Genomic DNA, 21,460 nt, shown 5'->3' with positions numbered 1-21,460 from the left:
CTAAAAAAATTATTTTACTTGTTTGATGGTCCATTGCCCATCATCCTCAAGTAGAAAGTCATTATTTAAAATTTTGAATACATCAACATTACCAATAACAATCATTCTGCGTAGAATCCATTCCATTATAGCCATCATTATACCATTGGTATCTGTAGTGCCGTTCTGTATAGTTTCGTTTATAAAATCACTGACAATATTTGTAAATTGTTGATCGTCACAAATATACAGATGAACAGGTGCTGGATTCTTACGAAACGTAACAAGAACATCACCTTTAATGGATTTAACACGATTAAGCTGCCTTGGAGGATAAGTTTTTTGCTCTAACCACGTATAATCTTCAACATTAAAGTTGTTAAATACACACGCATTGCTAACGGCTTTCCATTCCAATCCTGATAGCGAATGAAATGTTAGAGAAAAATACTTTTCATCTTTTAATATTCTTCTTATTTCAGAAAAGGCTGCATTGATATCATTCTCAAAAGAATGAATATCTTTTCCCCTTTGGTTACTGTCAGAAATAACAATTTCGTCATTATAGTTCGGACTTAGACCTAACCACGCATTCCATATAACACTTTGTTCAAAATATGGAACACTATCTCCATAAGGTGGGTCTGTAAATACATAATCTACAGAGTTATCGGGAATCTGAAGATGTTTAGCATCGTCATTCGTGATGCTATATGTTGAAGATATTCCCCCTGTCAAGAAATCTCCTACGATTGCTTGAAGATAATCTTCTTTACCCTTAATTGCTTTATTAAGACGATTCTCATAATAGTGAGCAACATTGTTCTCGATATAAGTCTCGCCAACATAAAATCCTGTCATCCAAGCACCTTGTGACAATGTTCCTCTACTTTTAATAGGCGGAACTAGCTTAGAGCAGTTCGCCAAGTTTGCAGTAAAAGCAATCAATAATAAATCCCTTTCTGATCCTGATGAAAATTTATTGATCAAAGAGTATAATTTGGCATGACATGCCAATGTTCGTTTGGTAAATAGATTCGCAACTCGCATATTCGGATGAGCAGAAATACGGGAATTCTCAATAATTGCGTCTGTAGGATACCATTCTTCTATAACATATTCATTTTCGAATTGACAGAAACTGGCTGCATTATCTTCTGGAATATCTTTAATGGAAGTCTTTTTCCCATCCTTATAGGTAAATTGAATGGGTTGTCCTTCCTTTGTCCTTAATATAGAGATTGGAGCATAGACCTTGTCTTCAATGGTTATATTGTACCATTGACTTACATAAGGGAGCAATTCTTTTTTTATTTTGCTCCATTCTTTTTTTATTTTTGTTATGTTAACATCCTTTGAAAAAAGATTTTTAGCAATGAAATTGGCTATTGGATTTAAATCGTTTACAATTACATTGCGATTTTTCAAAAAAGCTTCACAGCAAAATACTCCGTAACCAGAAAATGGGTCAATGACCGTATCTCCTGGCTTTGTGTATTTATCCACTAATGGACTTATGCCTGATGCAGGTTTTTTCCCCCAGTATTTGTGCATAAAATATCGAGGCGCTGTTGTATTTTTTTTTGTCATTGTCGTGAATTAGGGTCTTCAATTAAGTCTTCTAAGCGCACGTTTAGTATTTTAGCAATAGATACGAACTGAGATATTGATGGTTGAATCTTATTGGTTGACCAACGAGACACTGTCATGTCTGTTACTCCCATTTGCTTGGCAAGCCAATGGTTTGTTATCTCCTTATCTGCTAGAACTACTCGTAGCCTGTTCCTAACTTGCTGATGTTCTACCTGCATATTACTATTTATTCTTAAACATGTACAAATATACACATAATTTGTTATGTGAGCAAGATTTTATCAATCAATCGTTGATTACATGTCGATTATTGTAATTTGTATAGTCAAAAAGTGATCTATTCTCATCAAATTCGATTTAAACTGAATGATTTGTACCTTTCTTGTACCACTCATCCCTAAATGTCTGAAATAGTGCCATAAATTCAATTCGCAGGGAATTGCGTAAGATTCAGACGGTGTGATTTGAAATCAACTCCCATCATGATAATGAAAGGATGATGATTTGAATCGCCTTTTGATTAGTGACAAAAGGAGTACATTTTTCGGACACCCATTTGCACTTTGCTTTTTCTGCACTTTGTACTATCGCTATCAAAGTGCAAAATACAGATAGTGCATTGTACAATGGCCGCACATTCACTGAGGTCATAGTCAGTCGGAGGCAGAACCATTTTAACAGTCCATCCATTCTTTCCCCTTTTGTTAAAAGAACGCTTGTAGTTTTGATTGTATCAAAGCGGTGTTGATGCAACTAGGTTCGGTATGCTTTTTCAAGCAACGAAAGGTAGAAATTAAGATACCATTTGTATGTAGTTTTGTGCGCTCAAGATGACAAAATCGTAATAGACACACATAAAAATCTTTAAAGTTTTTGGCTCGTATTAATATTTCGGACCACCTAACCGCTTTATAAAATCCGTAAACATAGACCTGCACTGTTTTGTATCTTTTGAATTGTATGTCAATTTTGTACATACTAATTATCAATGCTTTACGTGCTTAAATACAGTGTTCCATATAAACACAATATTATAACAAAAAACTTTAGCAAAAATCTGCGTGAAACTATGCTGTTCAACTTATGAATTTAATCTGGGTGAATCTGCGCTATCTGCGAGAGACAATGCGCTACCAGAAAAAGTTTTTTTAATGCCACTAATGTCACTTTGTCACAAACCCTTTATTTATCGGGGTTGAGCGAGTGACATTGAGTGACATTATCGGGCTAAAAGTGACATTAAATGCCAAATCACACCTGTTTTTGGCGAATTTTCACCAAATATGCAGTACCCGTATTGGTTCTTTTTCGTTCAAGACCATCCATATTTGTCAATACACGCCCCAAACTTCTCAAATTGTTTAGCTTTATATCAGAACCCAACTGCTTTTTCAGATACGAAAGGATAGCGGCAGTAGTCATGAAACTAGCATTAGAATCATTCTTTGTTCCAATGCTGAAGTATTCATAAAAGTATTGTTCCACAGCGCTCTTAGCCTGAAACTGTTGGTTGCTCTTCATGATCAATGCCGTCTGCTCCTCATCAAAATAACACGGTTCCTTGCGTTCAAGTGCGCTCAGAGCCTGAGCATACAACTGCACATAGTTAATTTCCTTGCTCACATCTATAGGACTGGTAATTTCTACACCGATAAATCTGCGGCATCCCGATGGATCTGTCAGAACATCTCTCATGTTCGAAGTACCAATGAATGAAGCCCGTCGGGCATGCTGCTCAACATGTTTGCCATACGGACGTTTGATTTTCACGTTTGGCAACTGTATCAGGTTCTTCAGGAATCCCTGTTGCACCTGCGGAGATATTTGGTTGAACTCGTCAAGATTAATAATCAGAAACTCACTCATCGCCTGCAACACCTGCTTCTTCTCTGCCAACACCAGATTGTCATTATATCCCCATTGCAGTTCCAGGGGAAGAAGACGCCTGCAAAATGTACTTTTGTTATAGCCCTGTCCTGATATGAGCAGTGGAGCTACACTGTTGCCGTAACGGCTGTTGCCAATGCCCAGCCATTGATTTACGACAGCCAGGAACCAAGTGTAAAACCAGTTCTCCCAATTAGCGTTGTTAGTCGGTACTGTGCGTGCCAACTCACGTATGCGATCATGTCCGTCCCATTTTCCACGGCATTTCCAAAGAAAGTCCTCAATAGGATTATAGTTCTTCACGTAGTCTGATTCCACATACCTTGTTATATCCTTGTCCCATGCGTTCATGCCCTCAAGTCTTGCCTCAATAGCCATGCGGTTCTGCACCCTCTGATCAACTGGCTTATAATCCAAAACCCATGTGTTGTTTGGGCGGTATTCAGTATATTTCATTACCTCATTATACCTGAATACATATCTGCGTTCAAGAAAATTGATAATCTGCATCTGCTCATTGCGAATGCTCGTAGGATAATCATTATCATCTATTTTGTTATCTTTTGAAAGACTGAATTCTGCATATACAGAAGATATTATTGTACGACAATGGTTAACGGCTTCCCTTGTATTGCTATGTGCTCGCATGTGCAGCACAGCCTCTTCTTCTGGCATACCCATTTTGCATAGCTGCCAAGCCACACGTGAACTGAAAGCTTCATGATCAAATCGCTGTTCATCATGGTCTATCTGATTAGCAGCAACAATGTCAACAGCCCTATGATACATGAATTCCATCTCATCGTATAGCTTCATGTCGATATTCTCCTGTTTCTCAACATTTACGATTCCGCTTATCGCATCCTTGCCTTCCTTAAAACCAAGATAAGGTTTAAAGTTATCCGGATCAATCAGCAATGCTGTTGCGTTAAGGTTTAGATATGGATTGTCATCCGCGGTAAGTCTGAATCCATTTTTTATAGATGGGTTCACTATTTTTACGTGTTCGCCTACTGCTGCTTCGTATATCTTTACGGCACATGGATAAGTTGCACGATAAAGTTTTGTAGCTTCCTGCTCGTTTTCTGGCATACAGCCGTTGGCTAGCGATGTCTTAACCAAGAGTTTCACGCTTCTTCCGCTCGCTCCCGCAAATGCAGCCAGAGTGGTAGGCAACTGTGCGGCAGCCATTTTCACGGCATCAATGTTTTCCTGTCTTTTCAGGTTGTATATCGTAAGTAGTATAATACCGTTATATTCTACGGCAGATATGTCGCCGCCAGTATCCTTCTGCATAACTACAGACGGGTACACTCTTGGCAAAAGATGCATATTATGGAAAGTCATACCTTCTGACATGATAGGAATAAAATGGCGCAAATCAGCAATCGTGCCGTTTGATTTGTCATTACAAATACGTTCAATAAGTTTTTCAATGGTGATAGTCTGTAGATAAGTTTTGTTTTGCTTGTCTGTTCTTACAACTGATACTTTCATTTTTCTTTGTTTTGTTTATTTTGCTGATACTCTATTATTGGAGTATGAGTAGTGGTAATGTGTTTACATGCGTTGAGTAATACCCTTTCCTACGTTGGGCAATTCAATTACCCACGTTGGGTAATCAAGTTTCTCACGTTAGGTAATCCTGTTACCCACGTTGGGTAATCGTATTACCCAGGCATTGAGGTAATCAAATTACCCAAGCCTCTGGGTAATTTTTATGATACCTTATTCGCTGAAGTCGTAAATATATCTATAGCCTTCAAACTCCTTCTCTCCAGTATACCCATTTTTATGGAATAAATTTAGAATCCATTCCTGCTGTTCAGGGGTAAGCAGTTTCTCGCCTCTATTAAATTTATAGTAAGTGGTGTTACTGCCTAGATAATCAGTTATCATACCTCTTAGAAGTTCCTCGTCTTTTCGTTTTAAATCATTAAGCATGGTGTTAAAGCCATAAGCACCCCTCATCATCCTTATTTGTTTGAAGAATCTGCATTCTCCGTTTTTACATGCATTAGGATAAATAGCATTGCCCAGAGTCACATCAGCAGGAACATTTTTTCCAGTCATGAAATGCATACACTCACCAGCCTTTGGACAAGCAGAATTGAAGCAGTTGTACCAGCTTTTGGGAGCATCTGCATAGTTAAATAACGTCTTTTCGTTTTGGTCTTTCATTATCTTGTTTTAGAAATTGTGTCATAAAGTTCTAATGACCTTCAAAGGTACAAAAAATGCACGTATTATGCAAATGTCATAATTGCCTAAAAAACGCCAAAAGTAGGTGTAATTTGGCATTTAATGTCACTTTTACCCCGATAATGTCACTTAATGTCACTAGCTTAGCCCTTATAAACAAAGGGTTTGTGACAAAGTGACATTAGTGACATTGAAAAAACTTTTTCTGGTAGCGGCAAATTTTTATAACAACAAAAAAATATGAATAAGTAGGTTCTATTGTCTTATAAGTTTAAATCTAAATATGTAGTAACTTTGTTTAGAGAAAATATTTTATGATATATGTATATGTCTTAAATGTTAAATATGTTAATCATAGTACAATATGTTTAAGTAATTACTAAATTTGTAATCAAACAAAAATAAATTCGATGAGATTTAAGTTAACCCTAAAGATTAACCGAGAAAAATACGGAGACACATTGCCCCTGAGTTATCAGTATGAGGCATCTTCTGCAATATATAGAATATTGTCTAATGCAGATAAAGAATATTCAACATGGCTTCATGAAAATGGTTTCAATTTAGATTTTAAAAAGAAATTTAAATTATTCACATTTTCTAGAATCGTTGGCGAATATAAGATATTAAAAGATATGGGGCGTATAAGATATTTTGGGGAAACTGTAGAATGGTATGTTTCTTTTCTGCCCGAGCGGAGTACACAGAAATTCATAGAAGGATTATTCCTTCATCAAACTTTTGAGATTGGTGATAAAAAATCTGTTGTCCAGTTTCACATTACATGTGTTGAGGCTATGCCAGAGCCGGTATATTCTGAAGAGATGGAATTTGAAACGCAATCACCAATGTGTATAAAACTCAGAACTGAGGATGGGTATATTGATTATTTATCCCCAAAGGATGTAAGAGCTCCTTATTTAATATTCAACGGTTTGTTTGATAAGTATAAGGCTTTTTATGGTAAATCTTTAGAATATCCACTTGAAGATTGTAAACTAGAGACCCTGTCAGAACCAAAGTCTGCCTTAATTATGATTAAGGCGGGAACCACTGCGCAAACTAAAATCCGTGGATTCCAGTGTCGCTTCAAGGTCAAGGCACCTGTAGAGATTATGAAGATAATCTATTCGAGTGGAATCGGAGTGCAAACTTCGGTAGGGTTCGGATGCGTAGAGGTAATTAATAAATAAGGATTTCATGAAGGACAATTTTGATAAAATGTATATTGACCTATTGGGATTTTCTCCATATAGTTACCAATCAAAAGTTGCAGATTTATTGTTATCTGGCAAAAATATTATACTCTCTGTTCCGACAGGCGCAGGTAAGACATGGGCTTCCATTATACCTTTTTTATATGCAAAACAAACAGGTATAGAAAATTTTCCTCAGAAACTAGTTTATAGCCTTCCATTAAGAACGTTAACAAATTCGATATATAATGATGTTAAATGTTTGTTATCAAATGATGACGTAAAGTTTAGATACCCATTATTGTCGGACTTAATTTCTATCCAGACGGGTGAATATTGTGATGATCCGTTTTTCGAAAAAGACATCGTTTTCTCAACAATAGATCAAACTTTGAGTAATTTTCTGTGCTTTCCTTTGGCTATTTCAAATAATCAAGCGAATATAAATGCAGGTTCATTAATAGGTAGTTATTTAATTTTTGACGAATTTCATCTATTGGATTCTAAATTATCTATGTCAACAACAATCGGAATGTTGAATATATTGAAAAATCTATGTAGGGTTTGTATCATGACAGCTACGTTAACAAACGATTTTATTTGTTTTTTGAAGGAAAAACTTCCGGATTTTGAGATTGTATCAATGGAGGATTTCCCACAAGATATCTCCAAAATAAAATCACTAATTCCACCTGAGAATAAAAGCATTAAGAAAGCTATTCATATATTTGACACAGTTCTTAATTCTAATGACATTATTAATAAACACAAGAATAAAACAATTGTAATATGTAATCGTGTGGAAATTGCTCAACGTTTATTCTTGGAATTGGAGATAAAGAAAAATAAATCGACAAAGGTTTTCTGTATTCATTCAAGATATTTTGATTCTGACAGAAAAAAAATAGAGCAAGTTATTAAAAAATACTTTGGCAAGGATAGTCTTTGTAAAGATGTTATTCTTGTAGCAACTCAGGTTATTGAAGCGGGAATGGACATTTCTTGTGATGTAATGTTCACCGAAATATCGCCTATCAATTCTTTTCTACAAAGAGCAGGCAGATGTGCTCGCTGGGCAAAAGAGTATGGAGATATTTATGTTTATGACGTTTTAAGTATTGAAGAGAAAGACAAAATAGCTATAAAAGACGCTTCTGAAGATGATGAGAGAGAAATAAAAAGACTTAACAACAAATATCTACCTTATGATAAGAATTTATGTCAAAAATCTTTTGATCTTCTAAAACAGAATAATCACTTAGATGAGAAAATCTCATCAAACTTAGTTAATCAGATTTTACATAATGAAGAACAGGAAAAGGCTCAGATAATTTCAGATAATATTTTCAATAAATTAATAATTCATAAGTCATGGACTGATTGTGACAAAAAGCATTACAAAGAGGCTATCAGGGATATACAGAGTATAGAAATTGTTTTATTAGATATTGATAATTATCAAAATGAAAAAATACTACCTTTGAAATATGAAACAATAGGCGTATACAAATGGAGTTTTATAGGTTGGGTAAATAGATTACAAAAAGGAATTGATCAAAATGATTGGATTATTGCTAAAGCTGAAAACTCTATGGATAGTCAGTTTGATGATGAATGGTTGGATAAGAATAGCTATATTCTTCGTAGGTTAGATCCATCTGAATTAAAAAATCATTATGATATAGTCTTCGTAAATAACAAATATTTTAATTATAATAAAGCAGGATTTATTGTAGCTAATAATGAAGATGATATTGTTTCACCAAAAAAGGAAACGCAAGAAAAAAAAGATAAAAATATAATATATAATAAAGATACTTTCTATCAACATAGTAAAGCTCTTATAAATTGTTTTGAACTTGATTTTAAGCCGAAGTTAGAGTTTGTATTCGAACAGCTAAATAAATATTGGGGGAGTAATGTAGATTGGAATAGAATAATAGTATTGGCAATGTGCTTTCATGATTATGGAAAGTTAAATGAATCATGGCAGAAGCCAATGCTCGAATTTCAACGTAACAAGATGAATGATGAACAATATTTCGATACATTAGCTCATACTGATTACAATGAAACAACAGATAAAGAGTTTGCTAAGATATTTAAAATAAAACAAAAACCTCCTCATGCCGGTATTGGGGCATTACAAGTGTACAATATTCTTAATGAAGAATATGGAGAAAAAATTGCAAGATGTGTAGCCTGTGCTATCCTAAAACATCATGGTGTTAAAACAGAATCATTTGCTTCGTTTTCTATATCTGAGAAATATTTAGAAGATATAAAGAGATTGATGACTGAAAATAACATCGAAGGTAATCTTATTCTTAAGAGTAAAAAAGGAATTTTAGATGATATAATACCTGAACTTGGAAAAGAAAAAGAATGGCTTTTGTATCTCATGATTGTAAGAATACTAAGGTTGTGTGATCAAAAGGCGACAGAAAATAAAAACAAATATTATAATCTATGAATACATTTAGAATTAAAAAGACATCCGGAACATATTCAGAGTTATTAGAGACCTACGGATTATCTAATACTCTGTATCGACTCTTCACGGCATTGGGAGTATCAGATCTGGATATCATAATAACTGACAAGGACTCCTTTTATGAAGTTTCAACAAGCATCGAAATAACAGATGACATGATAAATAGTCTGAATTATTTTGAGCTATTTAAATATATAAAGAATAAAATTGATTCTGATTTACCCCAAATTACAAATAATCAGTATTTCGATTATCCAAAAAATAAAGAATGGAAGAAAGAAAGGAATGATGCAATACAAAAGATTAGAACGGAGTATAAAGGTAAGGATAAAGCAGATGAAAGAAATCAAAAAATAAGTGATATAGTATCAATATATGAGACTAATAAACCAATTGATGTGGAATTTGACGTTTATGCACAAATATCATTACCTAATAATTTTTCGAGCTTTGAGAAACTATATAAGAATATCAATAATAATCGTGAAATATTTCAGATGCTTATTCGTGAAATATTGGCATATTACAGCTCCGATGTTTATGATTCAAAGTCATTTGAAAGAAGGATAAAGCCAAACCATCTTTCTTTTCAAACAAGTACGACTGCAATACAACTATTTAATCCAAATCAAGGGAAAGGAACAAAAGCACCAAAAGCAAATAATGTTATAGGAGATAATTTTAAATCTTTATGGATTACTGAAACCATGAAAATATCTGGTGCTTTGTCTGATATGCTTTGTCAATTTGTAAAGGTGGGCGGTAAATATGATTTGAAAGTATTTGTCCCAGAATATAAACAAGTAAATTATGGCTTTAAATATAAATTAATGCCAGATTTTAAAAAATATTTGAAAGGAAACACACCTATTCAAATTGATATAATATATATTCTTTCTTTAACTCAAAAGATTTTGGAACATAGTGAATATTCTGGAGGAAGAAAGCGTATACATGATATTGTTGTAGGATTGCATTCTGTATACCAAAAGAATTTGGGCAGGAATAATGCCGTTGTTAATATTGACTTTATTCAAGTTCCAAATTTTATTGAAATAGGAAATCAAAAAGAAAATGCAAATTGGATAGAGATATTAGAAGAACAAAAAAATATCATATATTCAATTAAAGAAAGCATTAGTGGGGTAACTCAAGGATTAAAATTATATCGTGATTTTATAAGTGGCTCAGATATTAATAGCTTCTTTAAATTCTCCTTTTGGTATGCTACATATCTCACAAGTATGAAATCAAAAAACAAATATGTACGAGCATTTTCTATAAAAACGTTAGATAAATTATATAAGAATATGACACAAAATTTAAATTTAATGGAAATCATTCATAATGAAGGTTTCCAAGCTGTTGCTAAAGCAATACGTAAAAGCACAGTAACGCTGCAGTATACGCCTAAGGACAAACGTAAATACGAAGTTCGTTATGGCATTGCTCAAACTTTGCAGACGAAATCAAAGTCAAAAGAAGACTTGGTTGAATTTATTGGTGAATTTATTGCAACCTATAATTCAGAAACGGCACGTTATTATGAAAAGAAAGGAGAATCTTATCGTAGTAATGTTCGTGAAGATGAATTAATAAAATTTTATTCTGTGTTAGATCTGTATTCTTCTCGCTTGATAGGCTCATTATTAGCTTCATATGGATTCGCCTTAACTGCGAAGGAAAATAATGACGTAAAAGATAATGAGGGTGACAACGAAAATAATGATGAATAATAATAATTAAAGACATATATTATGGATAATTCAAGTAAAAAACCGGTAGCATCTATTTCTATAAGTGGAGAAATAACATTGAATCTTCATTCTTTAAATAATGAAGGTGGTGAGGGTAATCAAATTATGACTCGTCAATTAACGATCTTAGACAAATACGGGATTGAGCATACTGTTAATGGAATAAGTGGAGACATGTTTAAGCATATTCATGCGGGACACATGGTCAATTATTGTGTTGAGAATAATATTAATTTGAGTACTTATTCAAAGAAATTGGACCCAAACCGTATTTCTGCCAAAGAATTAAAAGAACTTGCAGGGGGCAAGGACCAAACACAAAAAGATGTTGTTGATGCGATTATCCAAAGTTGTGCCATCTGTGATGTTCATGGTATGTTGATGACAGATAAGGTTGGCGAGAATGGAAGTAGTACAAACACTCCACGGAAATCTACTATAGAATTTGCATGGACTGTTGGTCTTCCTGATAAAAACAATACAGAAACATATTTACATACTAAAGTTGTTGCAGATGCAGGTGCTAAAGGAGGTGCTACAGGAAGTAATGAGGGACAGAATATCTTTCATCGTCCCGCGAACCATGGAGCATACGCCTTTATTTGTAATATTGATGTTTATCGTATAGGATTAAATGATATTTCAAGAGAATATGCAATTTCTGATCTCGAAAGAGATAAACGATACAAAGCTGTTGTTCAGAGTCTACTAAGTACAATACTCAATCCTAAAGGTGCAATGACAAGTACACAAAAACCACATATTACTGATTTTAAAGGAGTAGTATCAATCTCTCATAAATTGATCCCCGCACCTACAATAAGCGCAATAAATTCAGATTATAAAGATGAAATACAGACTATAGCAAAAAATCTGAATAAGCTAGAGAAAGATGCTATTGAAATTGATCAATTTGATGGATTAGGACAACTTTCAGAAATACTAACTTCATTGTATTATGAAGAACCATATAAATTAGGTTAATATGATATTTTCAACAATATATAAACCGACGGCTTTGTTTTCTCTAAGAGATAGTAATTCTACTAGTTCTGGAGCAAAGTCGTTGTTTTTGCCCTCACCTTATGCTATTAAGATGGCTTTTTTAAGTCAGGCAATTTCTATTGGGGGAATAGATTTTGAAAATCATACAGATTTATTCAATATTATTCGAGATGCTAAAATTTCGTATCATATATCTGGAAACTTTTGTATTAACAATTGTTTTGTTAAAATCCAGAAACAAAGAGATAAAGAACCTTTCAAATCAACTGTCAGTTTTCGCGAATATATGTATTTAGACGGTGATTTAGAATTGATTTTTGATGTAGATAGTTCTGAAGATGTAGCTTTCTTAAAAAAGTATCTTCATACTATTAATTATTTTGGGAAAAGAGGCTGTTTCTTCCAATTTATAGAATACAAAGATATTCCATCAAAATCAAATGTTGTTAGTTTTAACTCAAAAACAGATACCACAGGAATAATACAAGAATTTGATGATTTCGATCATTCCTTATCATTTGAAAATGTGAATAATTATAGCAAACTTAAGACAGTACGTAAAAAAATGTTGCTAATTATGCCATTATCAAAAATTCGTTCTTCCAAATCATATACATATTTTAGAGTCATGTAACGCTTATGCAAATCACTGGTACTCTTTTCAATTATTTTCAAGTCTGCAAACGAAAGTTGTGGCTATTCGCTAACAATGTAAACTTTGAGCAAACTTCTGATCTCGTGTATGACGGAAAACTTATTCATGAGGATAGCTATCCACTGCGTTCCTCCAAATATGAAGAAATTGAAATTGATGGTATCAAGGTGGACTATTATGATACTAAGAATAAAGTTATTCATGAAATAAAAAAATCTAATAAAATAGAACAGGCACATGAATGGCAACTTAAGTATTATATGTATGTGTTTGAACAGCATGGGGTGACCGATGTAAAAGGAATTCTTGAATATCCAACCTTGAGAAAAACACAGCCTGTTGTTTTGAGTGATGTTGATCGGGATAGGATAAAGGAAATAATTGTAGATATCGATAAAATTATATCTAGCGAAGACTGTCCTCCTTTACAAAAGAAAGGTATATGCAAGAGTTGTAGCTATTATGAATTTTGTTTCACTAAAGAAGTTGAAGAATGAAAAAGACTTTTTATTTATTTAATCCTGGTATGCTCGAAAGGAAAGATAATACTTTGAAGTTTACACCTTTTGATTCGGAAGAAAATCCTATGCAGCCAAGATATTTACCCGTAGAAGATGTCTCGAATTTTATGTTTTTGGTAGTCTACGTGCTAGTAGCTCTTTATATAATTTTCTTGGGCAGAAAGATATTGCAGTGCACTTCTTTGACTATTATGAGAATTATACGGGTAGTTTTATGCCACGTGATACATTACTTTCTGGAAAAGTTCTGTTAGCTCAAACAGCTGCATATCAAAATAAGAGGAAACGAGTTGAAATTGCTCATAAGTTTATTGATGCTGCTGTATGGAATATGCTAATGAACTTGAACTATTACAATAGACGAGGAAAGGAGCTTGACGAGCAAATTGCTAAAATGAAGTCATTGGCAGAGGCAATACCTAACACTGATACAGTTCCTGAATTAATGGGTATAGAAGGTTTGATAAGACAAGAGTATTATACCGCTTTTGATATCATACTTAATGACTTTAATATGAGCTCTAGGACGAAACAACCTCCTGAGAATGAAGTCAATGCTCTTATATCATTTGGTAATATGATGTGTTATTCTGAGACTTTGCGTGCTATACATCAAACTCAATTAAATCCTACAATAAGTTATCTTCATACGCCAGGAGAGCGACGTTATTCATTATGTTTAGATGTTTCTGAGATTTTTAAACCGATAATAGTTGATCGAGTGATTTTTAAAGTGTTGAATAAACGTCTTATACAAGAACAACATTTTGATCATAAGCTTAATAGTTGTTTGCTAAATCAGAATGGTAAGAAAATTTATGTGAAAGCTATGGAAGAGCGATATGAAGAAACTTTTAAGCATCGTTCTTTGGGTAGAAATGTGAGTTATAAGCATCTGATAAAGCTAGAATGCTATAAGCTTCTAAAAGATTTACTTGGATTAGAAGAGTATAAACCTTTTAAAATGTATTGGTAATGTATGTAATATTAGTGTATGATATTGGTGAGAAGCGTGTTGGTAAGATGCTTAAATTATGCCGTAAGTATCTTAACTGGATTCAAAATTCTGTTTTTGAAGGTGAGATATCTGAGGTTAAATTAAAAGAATTGAGTATATTTGCAAAATCAATAATGGATATTTCAGAAGATAGCATGATCATATTCAGCAACCGTACGGGGTATTATATGGATAAGATTATAGTTGGAAAAGAAAGAATGAAACTTGATAATTTCCTGTAAGAAAAATGTCGATGCCTTGTAAAATGGTAATTTCCAAGTTTATGCTTTTTCCTTTTTCGTTCTTTGACATATTGTAACACCCCATAAATAGAGCATATGTCGATCTCCTATATAAAAATATGTTATTAGACATCGACATATTATCAATGATTATTTGTATCTTTGCAAACTATAAAAAGTCCTTATAATAAGGATTCCCCTATTTTAACTTATAGGGTTTTAATCATACCTTTATGGAATTGAAATAAGACAATGCAGAATCAACATCAGGGACAGGATTGTTTTAATCATACCTTTATGGAATTGAAATTTACTATATGCAGTATGATACGTGTCTCCTGGTTGTTTTAATCATACCTTTATGGAATTGAAATATCGAAAAGCATTGCTAAATCAAAGGAAATGCTAGTTTTAATCATACCTTTATGGAATTGAAATCTCTGACTACGTCGACAAGTTCGGCATTGGTGAGTTTTAATCATACCTTTATGGAATTGAAATCTCTTTGCGGTACTGGTCTCAATTATAGTTTTGAGTTTTAATCATACCTTTATGGAATTGAAATTTAACAGACATATCACTAGCAAGAGCAGAATCATGTTTTAATCATACCTTTATGGAATTGAAATTGCAGTCCGTTTTTGTTGATAACAGAGAAAGACTTAGTTTTAATCATACCTTTATGGAATTGAAATTCGTCATATAATGTTACATGCGAAAAGCGACATATCTGTTTTAATCATACCTTTATGGAATTGAAATAAAAATCCGCCTACATCCTTAATGCTGTCCTGTGTTTTAATCATACCTTTATGGAATTGAAATACGCTAACATAGATTTGGATAAAAAACTTTCCGAGTTTTAATCATACCTTTATGGAATTGAAATTTCGGTGTTACTATTTATTCAGCGTCTTTTAATCAAAAGTTTTAATCATACCTTTATGGAATTGAAATAACGTTCTTGCCTTACCGGCATCAGCCTTTGGTGCGTTTTAATCATACCTTTATGGAATTGAAATGGTTTCTGCAGGAGTCTTGCATGTTCGTTCAAGCGTTTTAATCATACCTTTATGGAATTGAAATCGACTACAAGGTAAGGCTTCTGGATAATTTCCATGAGTTTTAATCATACCTTTATGGAATTGAAATAACTGTAGGCTCCTTTAATACTTCCTGTCTATAAGTTTTAATCATACCTTTATGGAATTGAAATAAAGAAGTCCGAGAGAAGTACGGAAATCGTATTGGTTTTAATCATACCTTTATGGAATTGAAATATCGTACTGCTGCTAAACGTTGTTACTTATATTGGTTTTAATCATACCTTTATGGAATTGAAATTAGTTTTTTTTATTATATTATTACTCTTCTGTTGATTGTTTTAATCATACCTTTATGGAATTGAAATAACAATTCGGATAGATATACTAAACTTGTTATAGGTTTTAATCATACCTTTATGGAATTGAAATGTTTTAATACTAGCCCCTTTGGGCGTAGTGCCTCAGAGTTTTAATCATACCTTTATGGAATTGAAATTCAGTACGAAACTCTGAAGGTGTTGCCTCTTCTGAGTTTTAATCATACCTTTATGGAATTGAAATTTCAACTAATCGGTGTACCTGTAGCGAAAACAGGGGTTTTAATCATACCTTTATGGAATTGAAATAAAGTTAAAATGTCAGAATCGGCACGTCGTCAGTTGTTTTAATCATACCTTTATGGAATTGAAATCTGTTTCGGTAACCACTGTTTCGGTCACCACTGTGTTTTAATCGTACCTATATGGAATTGAAATAGAAACATTACCTTTGCCAATTTCAACCTCTGACGTTTTAATCGTACCTATATGGAATTGAAATTGGCGAAAGCAGCGGGGGTATCTGTCGGACAACTGGTTTTAATCGTACCTATATGGAATTGAAATTATGAACAAATAGCTACATGGGTAAATGACCCTTCTGTTTTAATCGTACCTATATGGAATTGAAATTGTACTCGTCCATCATCGCATAGAGCATCTAGCAGTTTTAATCGTACCTATATGGAATTGAAATGAAAAAAAAGAATCTGAAAATAAATCAGAGACTAGTTTTAATCGTACCTATATGGAATTTAAATACTTGAAGTCATATATTGTGACTTCAAGTTTGAAGTTTCTATAATCTGTTTCTTTTATGTCCCTAACTGATGTTATAGGAATCAAATAATTTATGGTTGTCTATATAAGCTTTGTGACTATTTGCAAATGCCGGACTTATTCATGGTTTTTATGCTAGTTTAAATACCCAAAATACCTATGATAGTTTATTTTACATGCATATTTGCAATACTATTGTTTGCAAATTCAATAGTAAAATAAACTAAAGTGTGAAATATATGCTGTTGATACTTTGTGCTTTCCCGTTGATTTTCTTTACTCTATATGTATTTGTACTATCTGCTAAAGCAAATTAATTTATCTGCTAATGTTGTTCTCTGTGGGAATCTGCGCTATCTGCGGGGAAACATACTGTTTACGCTGCTGCATTTAATTTATGAGCTACCATCATGATAGAATTGGATATCGCATTTTGCGATATCCAATTACCGAACTCATTTTTAGTGAATTGAAACGTAAAGCTGATAGGGAATCGGTTTGTATTATATTCTACCTATTATTAATACGACTAGTCCCTAACTGATGTTATAGCCATCAAATAATTTTATTCATCCCACATTTTGAGTGATGGGATAATCATAAAAACTGTAGCTAAACATGAGCTGTGTCCCTTGGATTCATTGCTTGCCAGTTTCTAATGACAAATAATAAGGTGTACTTTGGTCCCTTTCGCTGTAGTTACCATTTTTTAAACAAAAGATAAAATATCTCAAAAATATTCGCTAAACAAATGGAATCTGATATTAATTCCTATCTTTGCTGCAATTAACATTTCATGATTGACATTGATAGCAATAGATGGTACAAACTTCTATTAAACTATCAGATATGGCGATACAATTTTGAGACAAATTTATAAAGATATTATTATATGTTTTTAGACTCTTTCTTTGAAAATTCCGTAAAAACTTTCCCCAATAACATTGCAATTGAAGAAGGTGAAAAACGATATACCTATATTGATGCAGAACAGTTAGCAAACAAATTGGCAAACTACCTTAAAGGTTTGTCAATAGGTCCTGAAGATAAGGTCACAATCCTCTTGCCACGTTGTGCTGAAGTCATCATCTCCATGCTGGGCATTCTTAAAACCGGTGCGGCATATATTCCGCTTGATCCGGAGATTCCTGCAGACAGAGTCAACTTTATCATGGAGGATGCTGATGCCAAACTGCTCATCACTTCCAATGAGATTTTGGATAGAATAGGTGATCAGTTGTCATCATTCCCTATATTCAATATCGACAAACAGAGAGCAGAGCTGGACGATTACCCTGACACAAAACCCATCGTGGATGGAAGAAGTGAGGATAATCTATGCTATATGATCTATACATCAGGTACCACGGGTAAACCTAAAGGGGTGTTGCTGATGCATAAAAACGCCGTGACATACGTTAACGGAGCAAGAAAGATTTACCCCATCAACGAAACCGACAGAGCCTTACAGGGATTTTCTGTATCTTTTGATGCTTCTGTGGAAGAAATCTGGGTACCGTTATCGGCAGGTTCCACTCTTGTAATTGGAACATTCGATATAATGCGCTCTGGCGATAGGTTTTCTTCTATACTACAAAATCTGGGTATCACATTCCTTTCATGTGCGCCGACATTGTTGTCGATGGTAAAAGACGACATTCCAGATCTTAGAATACTGATATTCGGCGGTGAGGTTTGCTCCCGCGATATCGCTAACCGTTGGTGTAAAAAGGGACGTATGGTGTACAACACTTATGGTCCTACAGAAGCAACGGTGATTGCCACATATTCTATTCTTGAACCCTGTCAGGAGGTTACCATCGGTAAAGCCTTGGACGGATATGAAGTTCTCTTGGTGGACGAAGAGATGAACGTGATTGACGAGACTGACAAGGAAGGTGAGATTCTTATTGGTGGTGACTGTATAGCTCGTGGCTATTTAAACCGTGACGACCTCACTGCAAAGAAATTTATCACTACCGAACGTTACAGCGGTGAGACGAAACGATATTATCGCACTGGTGATTTGGCTAAATATAATAAGGATCACGAATTTGTGTTTATCGGACGTGCCGATGCTCAGGTGAAAGTACGTGGATTTCGTGTGGAACTCGCCGAGATAGAAGGACTGCTGATGCAGAATGATGCTATACAGGCGGCTGCGGTAACACTGGATAATGCGACTCAACAGTTAGCAGCTTTCGTTGTGTTACGTGCGGGAAAGACGGTAGACCGTGCCGTCGTAGGCAAGCAGTTGAGATTGTTACTGCCTTATTACATGATTCCATCAACGCTCGATGAGATAAGCGAACTGCCAATGACATCGAGCCAGAAGATAGACCGCAAGAGATTGCCGGCTCCTAAAACCCCATTGAGCTTCTCGAAAGACAGAGATATCATTCAACCTTCAACACCACTGGAGAAGGCTATGGTTAAAGTTATTGCCAAGAACATTGGGCGTGACGACATTTCAATGGACGATCACTTCTTTAATGATCTGGGAGGGCACTCGCTGCTCGCTGCTATTGTCGTGTCGGAGATGAGAGAACAGAAGATGTTTGAGAATATGTCTGTGGTGGATGTTTACAAATTTCCGGTGCTTTCAGATCTTGCAAAGGAACTGGAGAGCAAACGTCCCGCAGCAGACGAGAAGAAAGAGGAGAGGGATATATACAAAGTGCCAACATTGCAATATTATCTTTGCTCTTTATGTCAGGGCATATCACTCGTATTCCTAACCTTATTGTTCGGATTGGAATGGCTAGGACCTTTCTTTGTCTATTCTTATTTCTATTCAGCTGACTATGGAATGGTGAACTCTATCTATATCAGTCTGTCGTCATACTTCCTGATTCTGCCAAGTCTCACCATATTCTCTATTCTATTTAAATGGATTGTTATTGGACGAATACGCCCAGGCAAATACAAACTATGGGGCAGTTATTACTTCCGTTTCTGGATTGTAGGTAAGGTTACAGCCATCTGTCCTGTGATATATTTTACAGGAACATCTATCATGAACTGGTTTATGCGGTTTATGGGTGCAAAAGTAGGAAGCAATACTTATATCAATACATCAGCCATCGACGCATTCGACCTGGTAAAGATAGGCGATAATGTAAGTATTTGTACGGATACACACCTGAGAGGATATACCATCGAGGATGGTTGGCTAAAGATAGGTTCGATAGAACTGGAAGATAATGCTTTTGTAGGAACTCGATGCTGTCTGGCACATAATTCTAAAATGGGCAAAAACAGTTCGATTGAAGACTTGACACTGATTCCAGAAGGTACAACAATACCTGCTAACGAGAACTGGGGTGGCTCACCTCCACGCAAAATAGGGGACAACGAAAAGAAAGAGACGGTCAAACTATGGTCTCTGAAATTTACGTTGCTTTCATTGGCATCTGTTTTCATCATTCCACTTATTACGATGGTGGCTTTCTATCCTGGTATGCTGGCAGTGGCTCACATCAATTATGTTTCCCATATCTGGAATTTTGCATGGATAACACCACTAGTCGGCGTATCATTCGTGGTGCTTCTGACAGTGATTATCGCAATATTCAAATGGTTGCTTCTGGGCAATATCAAGGAAGGACGCTACAAGGTGAACAGTCTTTTCTACTATAAGAAATGGTTCTTTGACCAGTTGATGAAGTTGAGCTTGCAGGTAATAGGTACGCTTTACACAACGCTATACCTGCAAAAGTGGTTCAAGATGCTGGGTGTAAAGATGGGAAAACGTGTGGAAATATCTACCGTAGAGTTTATTTCTCCAGACTTACTTGTTACGGGAGATGAATGTTTCCTTGCCGATTCTGTTTCTGTGGGAGCTTCGTATGTTCGCAACGGCTATATTGAGATTGCCAAAACATATATTGGAAACCGTACATTCGTAGGCAATAGTGCCGTAATGAGTCCGGGAACAAAGCTAGGAGACGATGTGCTTGTGGGTGTACTTTCAAAGATGAAGGAAGAAAATCTGCCTGCAAAAGATGGCACAAACTGGTTTGGATCACCTGCAGTATTCCTGCCGCGAAGGGATGTGAATCATGATTTCTCGTCAGAACGTACTTACAAACCTTCAAAGAAACTGTTCTGCTACCGTTATTTCATCGAGTTTTTCCGTGTTATCTTACCATCAACATTCTTCATCTTCATGGCGGGTATCATCACCGATATAACTTCTTACATGCAGATTGAGAGAGATCTTAGTGAACTAATATTATGGTTTCCATTACTCTACATCGGTGTATCAATCATCGGTATATTTATTACAGCACTCCTGAAATGGGTCATCGTGGGAAAATACGTGCCACAAAACAAACCTTTATGGAGTGGATTTGTATGGCGTAGCGAACTTGTCACTGGTTTGTATGAGAATTTCTTGGTATTGTTTTGCTTGAACATCCTTACAGGAACACCATTTATAAAGTATCCACTTCGACTACTTGGCTGTAAGATTGGTAAGCGAACCTGTCTGTTTACAACACAGATTACAGAGTTTGACCTGATACATGTGGATGACTACGTTGCCCTTAACGACAACTGTACCATGCAGACCCACCTCTTTGAGGATCGTGTGATGAAGATGTCGTATGTAACGATGGAAGAAAACTGTTCTGTTGGTGGTATGTCTGTTGTGCTTTATGATTCAAAGATGGAAAAGAATGCTATCCTTGATCCACTGTCAGTATTGATGAAGAATGAGACACTGTCTGCTGATAACAGATACATCGGTGCTCCGGCAAACAAAGTATGAATGGTTTAGAAAATAGTC

At 34.9% G+C, this 21,460-nt stretch carries 12 protein-coding genes, 1 pseudogene and 1 CRISPR repeat array; of the genes and pseudogenes, 9 read left to right on the top strand and 4 right to left on the bottom strand.

What is annotated here, in order from left to right; translation table 11 throughout:
- Positions 1-9: 9 nt before the first annotated feature.
- From HEQ28_RS09250 to HEQ28_RS09235, 4 genes are all read right to left on the bottom strand, one after another.
- A complete protein-coding gene (locus HEQ28_RS09250) occupies positions 10-1,569 on the bottom strand; it encodes a DNA methyltransferase (RefSeq protein WP_434501948.1) in 1,560 nt (519 codons plus the stop codon).
- Complete coding sequence (locus HEQ28_RS09245; protein ID WP_434501947.1) at positions 1,566-1,790, bottom strand: helix-turn-helix transcriptional regulator; 225 nt, start codon at positions 1,788-1,790, stop codon at positions 1,566-1,568. The genes HEQ28_RS09250 and HEQ28_RS09245 overlap by 4 nt, the downstream gene beginning before the upstream one ends.
- 1,033 nt (positions 1,791-2,823) lie before the next feature.
- Positions 2,824-4,956: a VapE domain-containing protein gene (locus HEQ28_RS09240; protein ID WP_434501946.1), complete on the bottom strand. Its 2,133-nt coding sequence runs from the start codon at positions 4,954-4,956 to the stop codon at positions 2,824-2,826.
- A gap of 231 nt (positions 4,957-5,187) precedes the next feature.
- On the bottom strand, positions 5,188-5,640 hold the full coding sequence (locus HEQ28_RS09235; RefSeq protein WP_434501945.1) for a DUF6078 family protein: 453 nt from the start codon (positions 5,638-5,640) through the stop codon (positions 5,188-5,190).
- 431 nt (positions 5,641-6,071) lie between these two features.
- Between HEQ28_RS09235 and cas6 the strand changes: the two genes are divergently transcribed.
- The 9 genes and pseudogenes from cas6 (at position 6,072) to HEQ28_RS09190 (ending at position 21,442) form a co-directional block, all read left to right on the top strand.
- Entirely contained in the window at positions 6,072-6,854 is a 783-nt protein-coding gene (cas6, locus tag HEQ28_RS09230) for a CRISPR-associated endoribonuclease Cas6 (protein ID WP_434501944.1), read from the top strand.
- Positions 6,855-6,861: 7 nt separating this feature from the next.
- Complete coding sequence (gene cas3, locus HEQ28_RS09225; RefSeq protein WP_434501943.1) at positions 6,862-9,330, top strand: CRISPR-associated helicase Cas3'; 2,469 nt, start codon at positions 6,862-6,864, stop codon at positions 9,328-9,330.
- Positions 9,327-11,087, top strand: coding sequence for a hypothetical protein (locus HEQ28_RS09220; RefSeq protein ID WP_434501942.1), 1,761 nt, complete (start codon positions 9,327-9,329; stop codon positions 11,085-11,087). Before cas3 ends, HEQ28_RS09220 begins: the two co-directional genes overlap by 4 nt.
- 21 nt (positions 11,088-11,108) lie before the next feature.
- Positions 11,109-12,092: a DevR family CRISPR-associated autoregulator gene (locus HEQ28_RS09215; RefSeq protein WP_434501941.1), complete on the top strand. Its 984-nt coding sequence runs from the start codon at positions 11,109-11,111 to the stop codon at positions 12,090-12,092.
- A 1-nt stretch (position 12,093) separates the two neighbouring features.
- The gene (locus HEQ28_RS09210; RefSeq protein WP_434501940.1) at positions 12,094-12,747 is read left to right on the top strand and encodes a hypothetical protein; all 654 of its coding nucleotides are present in this window, start codon (positions 12,094-12,096) and stop codon (positions 12,745-12,747) included.
- Positions 12,748-12,752: 5 nt separating this feature from the next.
- Positions 12,753-13,265 (top strand): CRISPR-associated protein Cas4, encoded by a 513-nt coding sequence (cas4, locus tag HEQ28_RS09205; RefSeq protein ID WP_434501939.1) that lies wholly within the window; start codon positions 12,753-12,755, stop codon positions 13,263-13,265.
- Positions 13,262-14,265: pseudogene (cas1b, locus tag HEQ28_RS09200) on the top strand (type I-B CRISPR-associated endonuclease Cas1b). Before cas4 ends, cas1b begins: the two are co-directional and overlap by 4 nt.
- Positions 14,265-14,528, top strand: coding sequence for a CRISPR-associated endonuclease Cas2 (gene cas2, locus HEQ28_RS09195; RefSeq protein ID WP_434501938.1), 264 nt, complete (start codon positions 14,265-14,267; stop codon positions 14,526-14,528). The pseudogene cas1b and the gene cas2 overlap by 1 nt, the downstream one beginning before the upstream one ends.
- Positions 14,529-14,744: 216 nt before the next feature.
- Positions 14,745-16,652: a CRISPR direct-repeat array (repeat unit 30 nt; unit sequence GTTTTAATCATACCTTTATGGAATTGAAAT).
- A gap of 911 nt (positions 16,653-17,563) precedes the next feature.
- Positions 17,564-21,442 (top strand): Pls/PosA family non-ribosomal peptide synthetase, encoded by a 3,879-nt coding sequence (locus HEQ28_RS09190; protein ID WP_434501937.1) that lies wholly within the window; start codon positions 17,564-17,566, stop codon positions 21,440-21,442.
- Positions 21,443-21,460 lie beyond the last annotated feature (18 nt).

The organism is Prevotella sp. (assembly GCF_051059605.1).
In the GTDB taxonomy this organism is placed as follows: domain Bacteria; phylum Bacteroidota; class Bacteroidia; order Bacteroidales; family Bacteroidaceae; genus Prevotella.
Note: the sequence above shows the minus strand (reverse complement) of the source record. Positions and strands in the feature narration are given on the sequence as shown.